A 19488-nucleotide genomic window follows, 5' to 3' on the forward strand; every position below is an offset into this window, starting at 1 on the left:
CCGATCGGCGCGGCGACGGAACCGCACGCATGCGATGGATGCGGCACCCCACCGCATCCGCAGAGCATTTGCTCTATCCCCCGCCGCTAGGTTCGGCCGGACTTCGCACCAGGGCAGCATGTGTACGACTACATCATCGTGGGCGCCGGTTCCGCCGGCTGCGTGCTGGCCCACCGCCTGAGCGAAGACCCGGCCTGCCGCGTGCTGCTGCTCGAAGCCGGCCCGCGCGACTGGCACCCCTTCATCCACATGCCCGCCGGACTGGCCAAGCTGGTCGGCCAGAAGGGCGTGAACTGGAACTACGACACCGCGCCGGAGGCGCAGCTCGACCAGCGCCGCCTCTGGTGGCCGCGCGGCAAGGTGCTGGGCGGTTCCAGCTCGATCAACGCGATGTGCTACATCCGCGGCGTCCCGCAGGACTACGACGACTGGGCGAACGCCGGCGCCGACGGCTGGGACTGGGCCAGCACCCTGCCCTACTTCCGCCGCTCGGAACGCAACGCGCGCGGCGCGGATGCGCTGCACGGCGGCGACGGCCCGCTGTACGTCTCCGACCTGCGCTACACGAACCCGCTGTCGGCCGCCTTCATCGAGGCCGGCGTGCAGGCCGGCTTCGCGCGCAATGGCGACTTCAACGGCCCGACGCAGGCCGGCTTCGGCCTGTACCAGGTCACCCAGAAGGACGGCGCCCGCTGCTCGTCGGCGGTGGCCTACCTGCAGCCCGCGCGCGACCGCCAGAACCTCGACATCGTCACCGGCGCGCTGGTCCGTCGTGTCCTGCTGGAGCAGGGACGCGCGGTCGGCGTCGCCTACGCGCGCGGCGGCCACGAAGTGATCGCGCGCTGCGGCGGCGAAGTGCTGCTCAGCGGCGGCGCGATCAACTCGCCGCAGCTGCTGATGCTGTCCGGCATCGGTCCTGCCGAGCACCTGGAACAGACGGGCGTCAGCGTGCGCCATGCGCTGCCCGGCGTCGGCCGCAACCTGCAGGACCATCTCGACATCTGCACCCTGCAGCACAGCACCCAGCGCGTCACCTACGACCGCACCAGCGAGCTGAAGACCGCGTTCGACTACTTCCTGCGCGGGCACAGCGGCCCGGGCAGCAGCAACATCGCCGAGGCCGGGGCGTTCGTGCGCTCGTCGCTGGCGCCGGACGACCGGCCCGACATCCAGATGCATTTCGTGCCGGCGATGCTCGACGACCATGGCCGCAACCGCCTGCCCGGCGACGGCTACACCGCGCATGCCTGCTTCCTGCGCCCCCGCAGCCGCGGTCGCATCCTGCTCGCCAGCGCGGATCCGCGCGCCGATGCGCGCATCGAGGCCAACTACCTGAGCGATCCGGAAGGCTTCGACCTGAAGATGATGGTCGAATGCGCCAAGCTGTCGCGCGAGCTGTTCGCACAGCCGGCCTTCGACGCCTATCGCGGCGCGCCGATCCATCCCGCACGCAACGATCTCTCGGACGCGGAACTCGTCGCCTTCATCCGCGCCAAGGCCGAAACCGTCTACCACCCGGTCGGCACCTGCCGTCTCGGCGACGACGAACACGCCGTGGTCGACCCGCAGCTGCGCGTGCGCGGCGTGGACGGCTTGCGGGTGATCGATGCGTCGGTGATGCCGTCGCTGATCGGCGGCAATACCAACGCGCCCACCATCATGATCGCCGAGCGCGCCTCGGACCTGATCCGCGGCATACCGCCGCTGTCCAGCGGCCAGCCGCACATCACGGCGACGACGCCCGCCTTCGCCACTGCGGATTGATTCCGCACGGCGCCTGGCCTGCATGAATCCGCCCTCCATGACGAGGGCGGCGCCATCACACATGCGCGTTCAGGCAATCCAGCTGAATACGCCTCAGCGATGATCGCCGTACCAGACGATCGCATCCAGTGCCCGTTGACCGCGCTTCGGCGCGGAATTTGCATGTTCCTGTGCGAATGCATTCCTGAACACATTCCACGCGATCACGGACCGATGAACACGCCGTACGTCCCACGAAATGGGACGTGCGCCACACCCGTAATCAGCAACAGGATGAACGACATGGGCATGGAACTTCTCCCTGTTTGTGTAATCGAAAAAAGCGGCGTTATGATCCCCCGACGGCACGAACCCACGCAGGCGTCACGCACGATGAAACAGAAGACAAGCCGGCGGTCGCTGCAGGTTGTCCGGATCGGCCTGGTCGGCCTGCTGCTTCCCCTGACGCTGTCGTCGACGGCACAGACGCCGCTGCGCTGGACCACCGCCAGTCAACGTGCGGACGCGGTCGCGACCGCCAACGTGGCGTCCTATGTGTCGCCGACGCAGCCCCGCCCCTACCGTACTTCGCTGGCGGAACAGAACATCCAGCCGCTCGCGGCCGGGTTCGACGTGCGCTCGTTCGAGACCATGGCCGAGCACCTGACCGTCGGCCAGCGCGTGCCGGGTCTGGCGATGGCCATCGTCCACAACGGCCGCGTGCTCAGCGCGCGCGGCTATGGCGTGACCGACGTGGTGAATCCGCAGCAGGTCGACTCGCATACGGTGTTCCGGCTGGCCTCGCTGTCGAAGGCCTTCGCCAGCACCCTGACAGGCCTGATGGTGCAGGACGGCTCGCTGCGGTGGGACAGCAAGGTCAACCAGTTCGTCCCCGGCTTCCAGCTGAGCGACGCCAACGCCACCTCGCACGTGACCGTCGCGGACGTACTGAGCCACAGCGTCGGCCTGCAGGCGCACAACGCCTTCGACCGCGACATCGAGGCGAACGCCGAGTACTACGATGTCGCGCGCAAGCTCGCCTATGCGCCGCTGAAGTGCGCGCCGGGCGAGTGCTACGCCTACCAGAACGTCGCCTTCAGCCTGATCGGCGACGTGGTGTTTGCCGCGTCCGGCACCTTCTACGACCAGGCGGTGGATCGCCGCATCTTCAAGCCGCTCGGCATGAACGACGCGAGCATGGGCCTGGCCGGCATCGAGGGCAGCACGCGCTGGGCGCGGCCGCACGTGCGCAGCCGCAACGGCTGGGTGTCGCTGACGCCGAAGCCTACGTATTACCGACTGCCACCCGCCGCCGGCGTCAACGCCAGCGCCAGCGATCTGGCGCAATGGCTGATCGCGCAGACCGGCCATCGTCCGGACGTGCTGCCCGCACCGCTGCTGGCCACGCTGCATTCGCCGGTGGTGACGACGCCGGGCGAAATGCGCGGCGGCTGGCGTCGCGAGCGCATCCATTCCGCCAGCTACGCGCTGGGTTGGCGCGTGTTCGACTACGCGGGCCAGCAGGTCGTCTTCCACGCCGGCGCCGTGCAGGGCTATCGCGGCCTGGTCGCGCTGGTGCCGGGACAGGATCTGGGCGTGGCCTTGGTCTGGAACAGCGACAGCTCGCTGCCTTCGGGCCTGCTGCCGACGATCCTCGATCGTGCGATGGGCCTGCCGGGCCAGCCCTGGGTCGAGACACCCGCCGACTACGATCTGTTGCTGGCAGAGTCGCCGGACGCGACGCCGATCGACAACAGGAAGGACAGCGGCACGTCCTCGCAGCGCGGCACCGCGTCGCCGCGCTGAGTGCGCCCTGATGCGTGCGGCGGACGGTCGTCCCCGCACGCCACGCCATCAGCTCAGCCTTGCGCGTCCTGTTCGAGCATGGCCTTGAGCTTGGCCAATCCCTTCTCGTAGTCCGCGCCGATCATCCGGTCGAACAGCAGGCCGAGCCAGCGCTTGAACGGGTTGAGTCCGTGCGCGCTGTCGAACGCCCACGTCACGCGTGTTCCCTGGCCTTCCGGCACCAGCACGTAGCTCGCCTGCGCCTGGCTGCCGTCGAAGTCCAGCGCCACCGCGATGCGGCGGTGCGGTTCGCTGGCGGTGATCTCCTGGCTGCCGCTGCCGACCGAGCGGTTGCCGACCCAGCGCATGCGCGCACCCACGCCGCTGGCGGGGCCCTCGAAGGTGTACGTCGCCTGCGGGTCGTACTCGGCCCAAGGCGACCAGGCATTGAACCGTTCGAACGAATCGAGCGTGGCGAACACCTGCGCCGGATTGCGCTCGATGACGACGCTGCGCTCCACGTGGGTCGTCGACGGCAGCAGTAACCCGCCCGCCACGAAGACCACGCCCAGCACGGCGATCGCCGCCAACACCCACCTGATGAACTTCATGCGCAGCCTCCTCGGCATCCGGACCACGGCAGACTAGCCGTTCGCCCATAAAAAAACTCTCCCCCCGCTGGGCACAGGGAGAGAGTCCATGGTCTTACGTGTAATCGGGGTTGGCTTAGATCAGCGGAGCCGGGGTGGCCGGCAGCGCGACGGGGGCCGCTTTCTTCTTCTTGGCAGGCTTCTTGGCGGCCTTCTTCGCGGCCTTCTTGGCCGGCTTCTTGGCTACTTTCTTGGCAGCCTTCTTCGCGGTCTTCTTGGCGGCCTTCTTGGCAACCTTCTTGGCCGGCTTCTTGGCTACTTTCTTGGCGGCCTTCTTGGTGGCCTTCTTCGCGGTCTTCTTGGCAGCCTTCTTCGCCGGCTTCTTGGCTACTTTCTTGGCGGCCTTCTTGGCGACCTTCTTCACCGCCTTCTTGGCCTTGGCGACCTTCTTGGCGACCTTCTTGGCAGCCTTCTTCACTGCCTTCTTCACGGTCTTCTTCGCAGCCGCCTTCTTGGTGGCCTTCTTGGCGGCCTTCTTGGCGGCCGGTTTTTTCTTCGCAGCTTTCTTCGTTGCCATGTGATGGCTCCTCGTCAGTGAACTATGGATTTTTACGTCTGGTTACAGCACATCTGCCCGGAGGCAGGCCCAGCTGCAAGAAACGCCGCGGGAGTCGGACCCGTCGGCAGCCGTCGTCGCGACACGCGCGGCGATGCGGATTCCTCAGAGGTCCGGGCGTGCGAAACCCGGGCCCCTACAAATACGAAAACACCCGCGTCGCCAGGCGACGCGGGTGCGATGAAGAGGGGGCGTTGCGTTTTTCCGGGGGAAGCGAGTCCTGCGTCCACCGCGATCTGGGTGCGGACGATGGGCTGGGTTGTCTCTCGCGCTGTCGTGTTGATTCGACTCACTCGCTTCCGCAGCAAGTGCTGCTTGGGGCGAAACCTAATCACGGTTTTTCTAGGTGTCAACACCTTCGCGCAACTTTTTTTCCATGGCCGTCCTGGCGGCATGGCGTCGTCGCGCATAGCGGAGGGCGGCGTCGTGGCGGCGGCGGAAGTCGGCGACGCGGCCGGCGGACATGCGCCTGAAAAAAAACATCGGTAAAACGCGCTTTTTTTTTCGTGGGTGTCGCGCGCACCGTCTTCCAGGCAGACGACACGATGGGTGCCGGACGCGCATCGTCGTCGGCGCGCATGGCTTGAACCGTGCCTAAAAAAACTTTCCGGAGAGGCGTCCGATTTCGCGTCGCACAAGCCCGATTGCGCCGATTTGCGCAAACTTTTTTCCCTCGCGAGGCGACGCATCGCCATGTTCGATGTCGCCTCGTCGACATGGAAACGGCATCGCGCCTTCCTCGTCGACGACGTTGCCGAACGGAGCGACGATCACCCGACGCGCGTCCGGCATTGCCTCCACCTTGCCGCTCGTCGGTCGCGTCGCGGCCGGCCAACGATGTGCGCCGCCGGAAACGAAGCGGGGAACCGGCAGCGGCGGAATCTTCTTCCGCCGTCGCCGGTTCCCCGCCTGGGGACCGCCTGTGGGAATGCCTCAGTGGTCTTCGTCTTCGATCAGCTCGGCGTAGTCGTCGGGCGACAGCAGTTCGTTGAGCTGGTCCGGTTCCTCAAGTTCGATCACGAAGATCCAGCCGTCGCCGTAGGCGTCCTCGTTGATGGTCTCGGGCTTGTCGGTCAGCGCCGCGTTGACCTCCAGCACCTTGCCGGTGACCGGGCTGTACACGTCGGATGCCGCCTTGACGGACTCGACCACCGCGCTGGCGTTGCCGGCTTCGATGCGGTCGCCGACGTTGGGCAACTCGACGTAGACCAGGTCGCCCAGCAGACCCTGCGCGTGATCGGAAATGCCGACGGTGACACGACCGCCGGCTTCCAGGCGGGCCCACTCGTGGGACTTGAGGAACTTCAGATCGCCAGGAATCTCACTCATGGGGTGCTCCGGATAGCTGCCAGGGTCGGGAAGGGAAAGATAGTTTAGCGGAGGAACGCGAAGATGAAGGTACGCCGTCCCGGTTCACTCCAGCACGCCGGGCTGCGCCTGGCCGTCACGCACGAACGGGAACTTCACCACGCGCACCGGCACCTCCTTGCCGCGGATGTCGACGCGCACGCCACCGGGGGCGCCCAGCGGGATGTCGCCTGCGGGCACGCGCGCGAACGCGATGGCCTTGCCCAGCGTCGGCGAGAAGGTGCCGGACAGGATCTCGCCGTCGCCATGGGCGGTGAGCACCTTCTGGCCGTGGCGCAGCACGCCCTTCTCGTCCATCACCAGCCCGATCATCTGCCGCGGCGCGCCGGACGCCTTCTGCGCCTCCAGCGTGGCGCGGCCGGTGAACGCACGCCCTTCGTCCAGCGACACCGTCCAAGCGAGCGCCGCCTCGTACGGCGACACCGTGTCGTCCATGTCCTGGCCGTACAGGTTCATGCCGGCCTCCAGGCGCAGCGTGTCGCGCGCGCCGAGGCCGGCGGGCTTCACGCCGGCATCCAGCAGCGCGTTCCAGAACGCCACGGCCTGCGCCTGCGGCAGCACGATCTCGTAACCGTCCTCGCCGGTGTAGCCGGTGCGGGCGACGAACAGCGGCACGCCGTCCGCGCTGGTGGCGTCGGCCGCCGCGAAACGGGTCAGCTTGCCGACGTTCGCGCGGTCCTCGTCACGCAGCAGGCCGTGCACGCGCTCGCGCGCGCTCGGACCCTGCACCGCGACCATGGCGTAGTCGGGACGCTCGGCGACCTGCACGTCGAATGCCGCCGCCTGGGCGGTGATCCACGCGAGATCCTTCTCGCGGGTGGCCGCGTTCACCACCAGGCGGAAGAAGTCCTCGGCCAGGAAATAGATGATCAGGTCGTCGATGACGCCGCCCTGCTCGTTGAGCATCGCCGTATACAGCGCCTTGCCCGGCTTCTGCAGCTTGTCCACCGAGTTGGCGACCAGCCGGCGCAGGAACTCGCGCGTACGCGCGCCGCGCAGGTCGACCACGGTCATGTGGCTGACGTCGAACATGCCGGCGTCGCGGCGCACCTGGTGGTGCTCCTCGATCTGCGAACCGTAGTGGATCGGCATGTCCCAGCCGCCGAAGTCGACCATCTTGGCGCCGAGCGCGCGATGGGTGTCGTTGAGGATGGTCTTCTGGGTCATGGCGGCTTCCGGGACGGACAAAGAAGCGCATTATCCCAGAACGCACCAGCGCGGTGCGCCACCGTCACAGGCCGTAGTAGGCCTCGTTGATGCAGTCCACGGTGCGCGCCTCGAGCACGTCGAAGCGGCCATCGGGGAGCCGCAGCCGCCCGGCCCAGGCGACGTCCTTCAGCCATTCGGTCGAGGTGTCGTGCTGGCGCACGATTGCGGCCACGCGCGCGTCGTCGCGCCCGTCCACGCGGCAGGTGCCGAACTGCAGGTAGTAGCCGCTGCGTCCGGCCGGATACGGCAGGGCATCGGTGATGCGCCACTGCGCGCGGGCGCCGTCGCGGCCGGCGAACTGGCCGGCGACGACGAAGCGCGGCACCGGCTCACCATCGGCCTCCGCCGCCGGCATCGCCAGCACGCCGATCGAGTAATCGCAGACGTGCGCCGGATCGGCGGAATCGGACACGCAGCTGCCGCCCAGCTCATCGAGGCCGGCGGGATACGGCGGCATCACCTTGCCGACGAGGTCGGTCGTGGCCACCGATAACGGCGCCAGCAACGACATCGACCACGCCAGCACCGTCGCGCCCACCTATGCCTCCTGCACCTTCAGGGTCATGCCGTTCACCGCGATCACGCGCACCCGCGTGCCCAGCGGCAGGTCGGCGCCTTCCACCGTCCAGAACGCGTCGTCGATCTTGACCCGGCCGCGGCCGCCTTCGATGGCCTGGTCGAGGGTGGCGACCGTGCCGACCAGTTGCTCCGCGCGCCGGTTCAACAGCGGCTTGTCGCTCTGGCGGCCCTTGCCGCGGAACCACTTTCGGTAGACGGCCACCGAGATCAGCGCGAGCACCGAGAACAGCACGACCTGCGCCAGCCAGCCCAGTCCGGGTGCGACCAGCACGACAACGGCCATCGCCACTGCGGCGAACCCGAACCACAGCATGAAGGCCCCCGGCGCCATCGCTTCGGCGGCGAACAGCACCAGTGCCCCGATCGCCCAGAACGCGAACTTGAAGCTCATGTCAGCCTCCCGGCACGCGCGGCGGACGCGGCGGCGCGACCGCCTGCTGCTTGTCCAGCGCGCCCTTGGCCAGTTCGGCGATGCCGGCGATCGAGCCGATGATGCCCGTGGCCTCCATCGGCATCAGCACGAACTTCTGGTTCGGCGCGGTGGCGAGTTCCTTGAACGCCTCCACGTACTTCTGCGCGATGAAGTAGTTGATGGCCTGCACGTCGCCCTGCGCGATGGCGTTGGATACCAGCTCGGTCGCCTTGGCCTCGGCTTCGGCGAGGCGCTCGCGCGCCTCGGCTTCGCGGTAGGCGGCCTCGCGCTTGCCTTCGGCTTCCAGGATGGCGCTCTGCTTGTCGCCTTCGGCGCGCAGGATCTCGGACTGGCGCGCGCCCTCGGCCTCCAGGATCGACGCGCGCTTGTCGCGCTCGGCCTTCATCTGCCGGGCCATCGCGTCCACCAGGTCGCGCGGCGGCTGGATGTCCTTGATCTCGATGCGGTTGACCTTTACGCCCCACGGGCTGGTGGCGTGGTCGACCACGCCCAGCAGCTTGGCGTTGATGGTCTCGCGCTGGCTCAGCGATTCGTCCAGGTCCATCGAACCGATCACGGTACGGATGTTGGTCTGCACCAGCGCGATCATCGCCTGGTCCAGGCTGGACACCTCATAGGCGGCCTTCGCCGCGTCCAGTACCTGGAAGAACACCACGCCGTCCACCTTCACCACGGCGTTGTCCTTGGTGATCACGTCCTGCGAGGGCACTTCGAACACCTGCTCCATCATGTTGACCTTGCGGCCGATGCTCTGCATGTAAGGGATCAGGAAGTGCAGGCCCGGCGACATGGTGTGGGTGTACTTGCCGAAGTGCTCCACGGTGAACTCGTAGCCCTGCGGCACGACGCGGACGCCCTTGAAGAAGGTCACCACGATGAACAGCGCCACCGCCGCGACCACGAGTGTCGAAAGACCGAAATCCATGCTGTGCCCCTCCCCTTGATGTCGATCCGATTATAGGGCCGCCCGCGGGAACTTCCCCGGCGCTGCGACGGTATTGCCTTCGGCTGCATCCCTTACCTTCGAACCCCGAAGAACCCGCCCGCTTGAGCCGATCGCAGTTCGCCATCGACATCCCCGACAGCCTGGTCGCCCGCGCGCGCTCCGGCTGCCGGGAGGCGTTCGAACAGATCTACCGGCGCTTCGAGCGCCCGGTATTCACGCTGGCGCTGCGCATCTGCGGCGACCGCGAGGAGGCTGGCGACGTGCTGCAGGACACCATGCTGAAGCTGTTCAACCATCTGCCGGACTACCGCGCCGATTGCCCGTTCTGGGGCTGGCTGCGCCAGATCGCCGTCAACGAGGCGCTGCTGCGCCTGCGGCGTCAGAAGCGGCTGGTCGCCGAGATCGCGGTGGACGAGGACGACCTGCCGGAAGACCGCGGCCTGCCCCCCGCGGCGGCGGCCGATGCCGCCCTGCTGCAGCGCGCGCTCGATGCATTGCCCGCCGCCACCCGCAGCGTGCTGTGGCTGTACCACGCCGAGGGCTATACCCACGACGAGATCGCCGCGCTGATGCAACGCACGCCCAGCTTCTCCAAGTCGCAACTCTCGCGCGGTACCCGCCGGTTGCGGGCCCTGCTGCAGATCGAGGAACCCGTCCATGCCTGATTCCCGTGCCCACGACCCGATGCCGCGCGACTGGGGCGACGCCTTCGCTGCCCTGCCACTGGCGACGCCACCCGAAGCAGGTTGGCAGCGTCTTGCCGCTGCGCTTCCGCCCGCACAGGCGCCCGCCCGTCCTGCACGCTGGCGTCGCCCGGCGCTGGCGCTGGTGGCCACGACGTTCGTCGCTGCCGTGATCCCGCTGATGCACTGGCGCGCCGTGCATACCGCGCCACCCCTGCAGCGCCCCGCCAAGGGCACGATGGAGGTCACCGCAGTCGTGCCCAAGGCGGTCGTCGCGCCGGTGGTGACGCCACCCTTGCCTCCCCCAACGGAGACATCGACGCCTGCCCCGGCGGCCGTCGCATCGGCGACCGTTCGCCGGCCGACCGTACGCAGCACGCCCACCCGGCTGGATGCGCTCTATACCGAATCCGCGCGACTCGAAGCGGTGCTGGCGCATCTGCCCGACGGCGGTACCGGCAACGTCGCCGCCCTCGCCGTCAGCGCCGAACTGCAGGACCAGGTGAGCCATATCGACCTGGCGCTGTCGCAACCCGCCTTGCCGGACGTCACCCGCACTGCGCTGTGGGAGCAGCGCGTCGATACGCTGCGCCAGCTCACCGGCGTGGAGGCCACCCAACGCTGGCAGGTCGCACTGAACGACACCGGCGATACCGGCATCTACTGATCCGCACCACGCACGAGGAGACCCATGATGTTCAAGCCCTTTTACCGCTCGCTGCTGGCCCTCGCGCTGGTCGCACCCTTTTCGGTGCTGGCGCAGCAGGCCGATGCCGGCAAACAAAAGGAACTCGACGACGCCCGCGCCGAGCTGCAGCGCGCGGCCAAACGCGTGGCCGAGCTTTCGCGCGACGCCGGCCACCTCCGCACGCCGATCAACATCGACCAGATCATCGTCAGCCGGCCACGCCTGGGCGTCCTGCTGTCCGGCGACAATGCCACTGGGGTCCGCATCACCGGCGTGACGCCGGAGAGCGGTGCGGCCAAGGCGGGACTCAAGGCGGGCGACCGCCTGTTGCGCGTGGCCGGCGCACCCGTCGACGGCGACACCGCCGAAGCGCGCGTCGCGCACGCCCGCAATCTTCTGTCCGACCTCAAGACCGATGCCTCCGTGCGGGTGACCTATCAGCGCGATGGCAAGGCGCACGAGGCCGATGTCGTCGCCACGCGGGTATCGCCGCGCGTCGCATTGGCCGGCCAGGCGCCCGGAAGCTTCTTCTTCCAGACGGGCGACGGCGGCATGCCGCTGATCGACGGCGTTCCCGTGCCGCTGGGCCAGATCACCAGCGTCATCTCACCCGAAGTGCAGCGCGAACTCCGCCAGCTCGGCAGGCTGGGCGATTGCCAGGGCGAGGGCTGCCGTCTGCCTGCGTTGGCCGAAGCCTTCCGCTGGAGCAATCTCAACCTGGCGACTGTCGACGCCTCGCTGGGGCGCTACTTCGGCACCGACGCGGGCGTGCTGGTCCTGTCCGTCGGCGAAGAACTCGCGGGCCTGCAGGCCGGCGATGTGATCCGCAAGGTGGATGGCGCGCCGGTGGCGACGCCACGCGACGTCACGCAGGCCCTGCGCGACAAGCCGGAAGACGCCAAGGTCGCCGTCGAATACCTGCGCGACCGACAGACGCGGACGAGCACCGTGACCGTACCGAAGGCAGCGGCGTTCCGTTTCCCCGCGACGTCGCGAGTGACGGTGAAGCCGCGTACGGCGGCCTCTCCTGCAAGCACGGCACACGTCACCGAACGGCGTCGCGTGATGGTCATCGACCAGGACGGCAAGGTGCAGACGTTCGAAGAGGGCGGTACCGGTGCGCCGTTGCCGGCCTCGCCGCCCGCACCACCCGCGCCACCTGCCGGCAAGGGCGGCACCCTGCTCTGACACGTATTACTAGAAGAGAAACCGTGTGAATCCCCTGCCCCCGCATCCGCGGGGGTCTTTTTTAGCAAAGGCGGCACATCCCTGTGCCGGAGAGAACGATCAGCGCGCGGGGGCCACGGACTCGGCCGGCGCCGCTTCGACCCAGTCCGCGAACACCTTCGCGATGTCGGCATCCGCCACCGGCTTGCCTTCCTGCACGTCACCCGCCTGCGTGAACAGCGGGATGATCATCGCCATGCCGTCGACCTTGGTCTTCAGGTGCACGCCCGGCGCCTTCGACAGGAAGCGGTCCCAGTGCGCGCGGACCTTGGCCCAGTAGCCGGCCGTGGCCTGCCAGTAGTCGCGCGCAGGCGTGAAGTCGACCTCGGTGGTCTTGAGGTAGTCGTTGAAGCCGAACTCGCGCACCAGTTCCACCTGCGTGCCGTCGGGCTTGCGCAGCACCTTGGTGTTGAACTGCTCATGGGTCCAGCCATTCGGCGTCAGCGTGTGGCGGTTGACCACCGACAGCGCGTTGTAGTCGCTGCGCCTGGTGTACTCGCGGCGCGGCAACGGCCGCCAGCTCAGGTCGCTGGTCCAGGTGGCCACGCCGTTGGTGTAGTCCCAGCGTCCGGTCCCGCAGTAGCGCGGCGCATCGCTCACTTCGTAGACGCACTGCGTCCACGCGCCGCGGGTGGCGTCGGCGGCGATCGCGCGCACGTGCCAGGTCTGGTCGGCGGTGAATTCGAAGCGTGTCGGCGCCTCGTAGAACCAGTCCTGGCGCCAGTGCTTGGTCACGTGACCGCTCTTCGCGTCCACCAGGATGTGCTGCAGCACGATGCGCGTGGGGGTGTCCTCGACGACGATGACCGTCTCGTCGCCGCCACTGCGCATCGCCGCCTGGCGTTCGTAGCCCGGTTGCAGCAGGACGGTTTCGTCGAAGGCGAAGTCGACGGTGTAGTCGCCCTGCATCGCCAGGATGGACTGGCGGTCGCGGGCGGGATCCGCGGCCAGCACGGACGTGGACAAAGGGAGGATCAGGACGGACAGCGCGATGGCGGTCGGCTTCTTCATGGTGGCGCTCTCTTTACTTGAGTCGGATCAGCGGCACGACGTTGTCGCCCGCCTCGTCGTGGTGTTCCAGGTGCGCGCCGGCGGCGAAACAGGACGATTGCTCGCAGCAGCAGTCATGCAGCCCACTTTCCAGTTCGGCACCTTCGGCCTGGGCGATGCGTTGTGCGGTGGCGATGCCGAGCGGCGACATCAGCGACAGACTGGCAGCGAGCACCGGCAACGATGCCGGCCGTGGTACTGCGTGCAGCTGCAGCGCGCAGGCGCGCCACTGGCCGCCAAGCAGGCGCCCGGCGAGCCGCTGCCACAGGCGATCGGCGAGGCCGGCGACTTCCCCGTCGCTGCCCGCGGGCAGCGAGGCGACCAGGCGATCCCACGCGACGAAGTCGCTGTCCGGCAACAGGCACAGCCGCCAGCAGCAGCGTCCCTGCGCGTCGAAGAACAGCAGGCGCTCGTCCAGCCCGTCGCTGTCGACGCCGGTATGCGCTTCCACCCGCACCGCCTGCTGCCAACCTGCGAGTTCACTTCCCTGCTGCGTGCGGTACAGGCACAGCACCGGTCCCAACGCCGCCAGTTGCGTGGCGGCGGGGAACGCATCCGGCGATGCGCCGGCGACCGTACCAGGTAGCGCGCGCAGCGTCGCCATGGCGTTACCAGCTCACCGACAGGCTGGCCGACAACGTGCGGCCGGGCGAGGTATAGCGTTCGAGCGTCGTACTCGCGGCGGAGACCAAGGCGATGTCGCCGGCGTCGATGTACGTCTTGTCGGCCAGGTTCAGCACGCCGACGATCACCTTGGCGCCGGGCGCGAAGTTCCAGTGCGCGTACAGGTCGAGTACGCCGTAGCCGGGCTGACGGTAATAGGTGTCGGCGGAAACGCGATCCTTGCGGTCGACGAACCGGCCCGCCAGTTCCGCACCCCAGGCCTCGGCATCGTAGGCAATGCCCAGCGTGGCGGTGAGGGGGTCGACACTGTCCAAGTCGCGTGTGATCACGCGCTCCTCGGTATCTCCGTTGCCGAGGTCGATCACCTCAGGCCCCCTTCCCTTGCCGCGCGACCACGCCAAGGCGCCGCGCAGCGACCACCCTTGCCAACGGTCGGACAGATGGCCGAAATCCACACCCGCCTTCAGCTCGACACCATGGATGCGAGCCTCGGCGATGTTCTGTGACTGATACACCGACAACCCTTCCGGGTTCATGCCGATGAAACGCATCGACTCGATGAAGTCGTCGTACTCGTTGTAGTAGCCGGACAGGCTGGCATAGACCGCCTCGCCCGCGTAACGCAGACCGATTTCCAGTCCATCGCTCGTCTCGGGCTTGAGGTCCGGATTGGCGATGGCGGTGTAGCGGAACGTGACGTTGGTGAAGCCGATGTTGACGTCGTTGTACGGCGGCGAACGGAAGCCGCGCGCATAGCCGCCGAACAGCGACCAGTCCGGGGCGAACTTCCACACCATGCCCAGCTTCGGCGACACACTGGTCTCGCGGATGTCGGCCAGCACCACGCCCGGATTGTCACCGGCGAAGATGGCGTCCTGCTCGGGATCGAGGCGGTAGTGATCGACGCGCAGGCCGGGCACCAGGCGGACGCTGCCGTCGGCGAAGCTGATCTCGTCCTGCACGTACAACGCCACGGTGGTCGTCTCGCTTACGGGGAAGTCGCGCACCGGGAAGACGTCCGGCAACATCACCGGCGTGCTGACGCCGGTCAGCGGAAACGTCCGCAGGCCATCGCGCTTCTGCCGCGTTTCGGCGCGCGACAGATCGATGCCGTATGCGAGCTCGTGGCGTACGCCATCACCGAAGGCCTTGCGGAAATTGGCCTGCAGTCCGTACATCCGCTGGTCGAAATTGAACTCGCGCTCACGGATGTCGCGCAGCGTCGGCGCCGGCAACGTCCGCTCTTCGCGCGTGTATTGCGTGGTTTCGCTGTCCTGCCGGTAGACCTGCCAGTCCAGGCTGTCGGCGAAGGTGGATTCGAGACCGTTCCATGCGTGCGAGAACGCCACGCGGGCACGCGTCTGGTGATCGCGCGCCGTGACCGAGGTGTTCGTGGCCCCTGTCAACGGCTGCAGGCCGCGCTGGGTCAACAGGTCGGTGTCGGTCGTGTCCTCGTTACCCTCGACGGTCAGGGTGAACTGCTGGTGCTGGTCCGGTGCGAACACCAGCTTGCTCAGCAGGCTGCGGCCATCGCGCTCCTGCGGATTCGACTGTGTGCGCGCACTTCCGACGCCGCCGACACGCCCCTGGTTCTCGGTTTCCTTGCCCTGGCGGTGACTGACATTGACCAGCCCGCTCCAGCGCTCGCCGCCGAAGGCAGCCGTCGCGCCGCCCAGCAGGCCGTCCCAGCTGCCGTCGTAACCGAGACGGAAGCCGAAGTACGCGTTCTTGCCGTCCTCGAGGTAGTCGGCAGGATCCTTGGTGATGAACGACACCACGCCGCCCAGCGCATCCGAGCCGTACAGCGAGCTGGACGGGCCACGCACGATCTCGACGCGCTTCAGCGTGTCCAGGTCGATGAAGTTGCGGTTCGCGTTGGAAAAGCTGCCGATCGAGAACGCGTCCGACACGGCGATGCCGTCGGTCTGGATGCGCACGCGGTTGGCTTCCAGCCCGCGGATGCGGAAGCCGCCAAGACCGTAACGGCCGAAGCTCGAGGTGACGGTGACGCCGGGTTCGTAGCGGACGAGATCCTTGATGTCTCGGATCAGCTGGTCGTCCAGTTGTTCGCGATCAATGACGCTGACCGTGTTGGGGACGTCCACCACGGCCCGCTCGGTACGGGTGGCGGTGACCTGGACGCGGTCGAATTCGCGCGCGTCGGCGGAGGAGGAGGCGGAGGTGTCGGCGGGTGTTTCGGCGTGGGCATGGCCGGCAAGGGCCATCCACACGGCCGCGCTCAGCAGCGTGGGGCGGATCATGGGTACAGCATTCCTGTGGCTGGGAGTTAGCCCGGAAGGCTGGCGGCCGGAGAGTCCTTGGCTGGCGCCCGGTGGAGAGATCGATGCTGTCGGCCACGCGTGCCGACGGGATGGCGTATTACTTGGTGAGGATGAGCTTGTCGTTGCTGGTGTGGCGCAGGCGATAGACACGGTCGCCGTGGCGGATCAGGACTTCGCGCCGGCCCTTGAGCAGGGTTTCGCTGTCGAGCGCGTCTTCGTCGCGGGCGGCGACGGCCGGCAGGGAAAGGCGCTCGCGCAGCGTCTGCGTGTCGACCATGGGCAATGCAGTGACGTTCGAGATCATGGTGGGGCTCCGCCAGAAGGAACGTCGCTGATGATAATGATTCTTATTTGCGAGTCAACACCTGCGGTACGCGTCCGGACGACCGGTCAAATGAGAATGGCTCCACCCTCCCCCTGTTCACTTCCGTACAATGCGCGCACTTTCCTCCTCCGGGGAGTAGCCCACCCGTCCTGACGGGTTCCGCGCGTCAACAAACTTGGTCGCCGACCATGGTGCGCGGGACGAAGCGATCCGCTTCGCCGGGCAAGACCGAAGGCAGGCGTCGCGCTTACCCGGGCCGGGCAGTGCGTCGTTTGCCTTCGCGCTCGACGCGAATGCCTGGCCCCGGAGTTGTTGATGCAATCGCTGCACGCCCTGCTGGTGTCCACCGGCACCGTCACCCTGGCCGAAATCGGCGACAAGACCCAGTTGCTGGCGCTGCTGCTGGCCGCGCGCTACCGCAAACCGTGGCCGATCGCCTGGGGCATCCTGGCCGCCACCCTGGCGAACCACGCCATCTCCGCCTGGCTGGGTGCGGAACTGACCGAATGGCTGTCCCCGGAAGTACTGCGCTGGCTGGTCGCGGGCAGTTTCCTGGCCGTGGCGCTGTGGACGCTGAAGCCGGACACGTTGGACGAGAACGAGAAGCTGCCCGCCCACGGCGCCTTCATCGCCACCGCCATCGCCTTCTTCCTGGCCGAGATCGGTGACAAGACCCAGGTCGCCACCGTCCTGCTGGCCACCAAGTACGAGCCGCTGTGGCAGGTGATCGCCGGCACCACGATCGGCATGCTGCTGGCCAACGTGCCGGTGGTCTGGCTGGGGCACAGGTTCGCCGACAGGCTGCCGCTGAAGCTGGCCCGCAGCCTGGCCGCCGTGGTGTTCCTCGCCCTCGCCCTCTGGGTGGCCTGGCGCGGGGTAGGCTGAACGGCCGGGACCGGGCCGTGCGCTGCTAGACTGCCCGGTCAGAACAACATGCAAGGTCTGGGGGAATACATGCTGGAAGTCTTGGGGCGGATCGGCTTCGGCCTGTTCGGTCTGGCGGTGCTGATCGGCATCGTCTGGCTGTTTTCCAACAACCGGAAGGCCATCGACTGGAAGCTGGTCGCCACCGGCGTCACCCTGCAGATCGCCTTCGCCGCGCTGGTGCTCCTTGTGCCGGGCGGGCGTGAGGTGTTCGACTGGCTCGGCCACGGCTTCGTGAAGATCCTGGAGTTCGTCAAGGCGGGCTCCGGCTTCATCTTCGGCAGCCTGATGGACACCGAGAAGTTCGGCTTCATCTTCGCCTTCCAGGTGCTGCCCACCATCATCTTCTTCGCCGCCCTGATGGGCGTGATGTACCACCTGGGCGTGATGCAGTTCATCGTGCGCATGATGGCGCTGGCGATCACCAAGGTGATGCGGGTGTCCGGCGCCGAGACCACGAGCGTCTGCGCGTCGGTCTTCATCGGCCAGACCGAAGCGCCGCTGACGGTGCGTCCGTACATCCCGAAGATGACCGAGTCCGAGCTGATCACCATGATGATCGGCGGCATGGCCCATATCGCCGGCGGCGTGCTGGCCGCTTATGTCGGCATGCTTGGCGGTGGCGATCCGGAACAGCAGGCGTTCTATGCCAAGCACCTGCTGGCCGCGTCGATCATGGCCGCGCCGGCCACGCTGGTCGTCGCCAAGCTGCTGATCCCGGAAACCGGCACGCCGCTGACGCGTGGCACGGTGAAGATGGAAGTCGAAAAGACCTCCAGCAACATCATCGACGCCGCCGCCGCCGGCGCCGGCGACGGCCTGAAGCTGGCGCTCAACATCGGCGCGATGCTACTGGCGTTCATCGCCCTGATCGCGTTGATCAATGCGCCGCTGACCTGGCTGGGCGAGATCACTGGCCTGGCTTCCGCCATCGGCAAGCCGACCGACCTGGCCACGATCTTCGGTTATCTGCTGGCCCCGATCGCGTGGGTGATCGGCGTGCCGTGGCAGGACGCCACCACCGTGGGTTCGCTGATCGGCCAGAAGGTCGTCATCAACGAATTCGTCGCCTACCTGCAGCTGGCCGGCATCGTGAACGGGCAGACGCCTGGCGTCACGCTGACCGACGAAGGCCGTCTCATCGCCACCTATGCGCTGTGCGGCTTCGCCAACTTCAGCTCGATCGCGATCCAGATCGGCGGCATCGGCGGCCTGGCGCCCGAGCGGCGCTCGGACCTGGCCCGCTTCGGTCTGCGCGCGGTGCTCGGCGGTACCATCGCCACGCTGATGACGGCCACCATCGCCGGCGTGCTGTCGCACTTCGGCTGATCCGGGCGAGGCGGCCGGCGGCCGCTCTGCTCCCCTTGTTGACGTTTCCCTCCCGTGACCGCGGCGCTGCCGCGGTCCGGACCTCAGGTATCCCCGCATGAACACGCCATCCCCCGCCCTCTCCCGCGTCGTCGTCGTGGGCTCCTTCAACGTCGATCACGTGTGGCGCTGCGATGCCCTGCCCGTCGCGGGCGCGACGATCGCCGGCCGCTACGCCAGCGGGCCTGGCGGCAAGGGATTCAACCAGGCGATGGCGGCGGTGCGCGCAGGCGCGGACACGACCTTCGTCTGCGCGCTGGGCGATGATGCCGGCGGCCGCCTCGCACGCGATCTCGCGGACGCCGATGGCCTGGCCCTGCGCGTGCAGGCGAGCGAGGAACCGACCGGCACCGCCGGTATCTACGTGGATGCGCACGGGCGCAACACCATCGTCATCGGCGCCGGCGCCAACGCGATCCTGTCGGCGGACTTCGCGACCGGCCAGGCCGATGTGCTGGCGGCGGCGGGCGTCGTGCTCGCGCAGCTGGAATCCCCGACCGACACCGTGCTGGCGGTGCTGCAGGCCGGACGCCAGTGCGGTGCCACGACCGTCCTGAACCCGGCGCCGGCGAATGCGGCGACGACGACCGAACTGCTGGCGCACGCCGACGTCATCACGCCGAACGAAACCGAATTCGCCGCGCTGCTCGCCCGCCATCTGGGCGAGCGGATCACCGCCGACGACGTCGCCACGCTCGATGGCGTCACCCTGCACCAGCATTGCCGACAGTTGTTCCCGCACGGCACGGTCGTGGTGACGCTGGGCGCCACCGGCGTGTACGTGTCGCATCCGGAGGACGCACTGCGCGGCGACCCGCGTCCGCACTACCGCGTCGCGGCGGAAACGGCGACGGCAGTGGACACCACCGGCGCTGGCGATGCCTTCAATGGCGCGCTGGCCGCCTCGCTGGCGGAGGCCGCATTTCCGGCGTTCGCGGATCACGTGCGCTTCGCCAACCGCTATGCGGCCCTGTCGACGGAACGGCCGGGCGCCGCACTGGCGATGCCCTCGCGCACGGATCTGATCGCCCGCTACGGCGAATAAGTC

The 19488-nt window shown here is 67.9% G+C and carries 20 protein-coding genes; 8 read left to right on the forward strand and 12 right to left on the reverse strand.

Features of this window, described 5'->3' with window-relative positions; genetic code table 11:
* Positions 1-120: 120 nt before the first annotated feature.
* Together AC04MD_RS10625 and AC04MD_RS10630 are read left to right on the forward strand one after the other, a co-directional pair.
* Positions 121-1764, forward strand: coding sequence for a GMC family oxidoreductase (locus AC04MD_RS10625; RefSeq protein WP_475497247.1), 1644 nt, complete (start codon positions 121-123; stop codon positions 1762-1764).
* 372 nt (positions 1765-2136) lie between these two features.
* Positions 2137-3549, forward strand: coding sequence for a serine hydrolase domain-containing protein (locus tag AC04MD_RS10630; RefSeq protein ID WP_475497248.1), 1413 nt, complete (start codon positions 2137-2139; stop codon positions 3547-3549).
* Between the two features lie 53 nt (positions 3550-3602).
* On the opposite strand, the gene AC04MD_RS10635 is transcribed toward AC04MD_RS10630, so the two are convergent.
* From AC04MD_RS10635 to AC04MD_RS10670, 8 genes are all read right to left on the reverse strand, one after another.
* On the reverse strand, positions 3603-4139 hold the full coding sequence (locus tag AC04MD_RS10635; protein ID WP_475497249.1) for an SRPBCC family protein: 537 nt from the start codon (positions 4137-4139) through the stop codon (positions 3603-3605).
* A gap of 115 nt (positions 4140-4254) precedes the next feature.
* A complete protein-coding gene (locus AC04MD_RS10640; protein WP_475497250.1) occupies positions 4255-4695 on the reverse strand; it encodes a hypothetical protein in 441 nt (146 codons plus the stop codon).
* A gap of 633 nt (positions 4696-5328) precedes the next feature.
* Positions 5329-5526: a hypothetical protein gene (locus AC04MD_RS10645; RefSeq protein WP_475497251.1), complete on the reverse strand. Its 198-nt coding sequence runs from the start codon at positions 5524-5526 to the stop codon at positions 5329-5331.
* Between the two features lie 141 nt (positions 5527-5667).
* Positions 5668-6063 carry a glycine cleavage system protein GcvH gene (gene gcvH / locus AC04MD_RS10650; RefSeq protein ID WP_475497252.1) on the reverse strand — a complete coding sequence of 132 codons (396 nt, stop codon included), beginning with the start codon at positions 6061-6063 and terminating at the stop codon, positions 5668-5670.
* 84 nt (positions 6064-6147) lie between these two features.
* Entirely contained in the window at positions 6148-7269 is a 1122-nt protein-coding gene (gene gcvT / locus AC04MD_RS10655; RefSeq protein ID WP_475497253.1) for a glycine cleavage system aminomethyltransferase GcvT, read from the reverse strand.
* 64 nt (positions 7270-7333) lie between these two features.
* Positions 7334-7849 carry a hypothetical protein gene (locus AC04MD_RS10660; RefSeq protein WP_475497254.1) on the reverse strand — a complete coding sequence of 172 codons (516 nt, stop codon included), beginning with the start codon at positions 7847-7849 and terminating at the stop codon, positions 7334-7336.
* On the reverse strand, positions 7850-8281 hold the full coding sequence (locus AC04MD_RS10665; RefSeq protein ID WP_475497255.1) for an NfeD family protein: 432 nt from the start codon (positions 8279-8281) through the stop codon (positions 7850-7852). It lies immediately after the preceding gene.
* Between the two features lies 1 nt (position 8282).
* Positions 8283-9248, reverse strand: coding sequence for an SPFH domain-containing protein (locus AC04MD_RS10670; RefSeq protein ID WP_475497256.1), 966 nt, complete (start codon positions 9246-9248; stop codon positions 8283-8285).
* A gap of 122 nt (positions 9249-9370) precedes the next feature.
* On the opposite strand from AC04MD_RS10670, the gene AC04MD_RS10675 reads away from it, so the two are divergent.
* Genes AC04MD_RS10675 through AC04MD_RS10685 form a run of 3 tightly spaced genes read left to right on the forward strand, consistent with a single transcriptional unit; the run spans position 9371 to position 11828 of the window.
* On the forward strand, positions 9371-9934 hold the full coding sequence (locus tag AC04MD_RS10675) for an RNA polymerase sigma factor (protein WP_475497257.1): 564 nt from the start codon (positions 9371-9373) through the stop codon (positions 9932-9934).
* Positions 9927-10619, forward strand: a complete 693-nt coding sequence (locus AC04MD_RS10680; protein WP_475497258.1) for a hypothetical protein — start codon at positions 9927-9929, stop codon at positions 10617-10619. Before AC04MD_RS10675 ends, AC04MD_RS10680 begins: the two co-directional genes overlap by 8 nt.
* Positions 10620-10646: 27 nt before the next feature.
* Positions 10647-11828 carry a PDZ domain-containing protein gene (locus AC04MD_RS10685; RefSeq protein ID WP_475497259.1) on the forward strand — a complete coding sequence of 394 codons (1182 nt, stop codon included), beginning with the start codon at positions 10647-10649 and terminating at the stop codon, positions 11826-11828.
* Between the two features lie 99 nt (positions 11829-11927).
* Here the strand turns inward: AC04MD_RS10685 and AC04MD_RS10690 are convergent, their stop codons facing one another.
* From AC04MD_RS10690 to hemP, 4 genes are all read right to left on the reverse strand, one after another.
* Complete coding sequence (locus AC04MD_RS10690) at positions 11928-12878, reverse strand: DUF6607 family protein (protein ID WP_475497260.1); 951 nt, start codon at positions 12876-12878, stop codon at positions 11928-11930.
* 13 nt (positions 12879-12891) lie between these two features.
* Positions 12892-13521, reverse strand: a complete 630-nt coding sequence (locus AC04MD_RS10695; RefSeq protein ID WP_475497261.1) for a Hemin transport protein — start codon at positions 13519-13521, stop codon at positions 12892-12894.
* Between the two features lie 4 nt (positions 13522-13525).
* Positions 13526-15802 (reverse strand): TonB-dependent hemoglobin/transferrin/lactoferrin family receptor, encoded by a 2277-nt coding sequence (locus tag AC04MD_RS10700; protein WP_475497262.1) that lies wholly within the window; start codon positions 15800-15802, stop codon positions 13526-13528.
* Positions 15803-15920: 118 nt separating this feature from the next.
* Complete coding sequence (hemP, locus tag AC04MD_RS10705) at positions 15921-16127, reverse strand: hemin uptake protein HemP (RefSeq protein WP_475497263.1); 207 nt, start codon at positions 16125-16127, stop codon at positions 15921-15923.
* Positions 16128-16463: 336 nt separating this feature from the next.
* Here hemP and AC04MD_RS10710 point away from each other — a divergent pair, with 336 nt between their 5' ends.
* The 3 genes from AC04MD_RS10710 (at position 16464) to AC04MD_RS10720 (ending at position 19485) form a co-directional block, all read left to right on the forward strand.
* Positions 16464-17033 (forward strand): TMEM165/GDT1 family protein, encoded by a 570-nt coding sequence (locus AC04MD_RS10710; RefSeq protein WP_475497264.1) that lies wholly within the window; start codon positions 16464-16466, stop codon positions 17031-17033.
* 69 nt (positions 17034-17102) lie between these two features.
* The gene (locus AC04MD_RS10715; protein WP_475497265.1) at positions 17103-18401 is read left to right on the forward strand and encodes a NupC/NupG family nucleoside CNT transporter; all 1299 of its coding nucleotides are present in this window, start codon (positions 17103-17105) and stop codon (positions 18399-18401) included.
* Positions 18402-18498: 97 nt separating this feature from the next.
* Positions 18499-19485 (forward strand): ribokinase, encoded by a 987-nt coding sequence (locus tag AC04MD_RS10720; protein WP_475497266.1) that lies wholly within the window; start codon positions 18499-18501, stop codon positions 19483-19485.
* Positions 19486-19488: the final 3 nt, after the last annotated feature.

This window comes from Pseudoxanthomonas sp. LjRoot206, assembly GCF_056175725.1.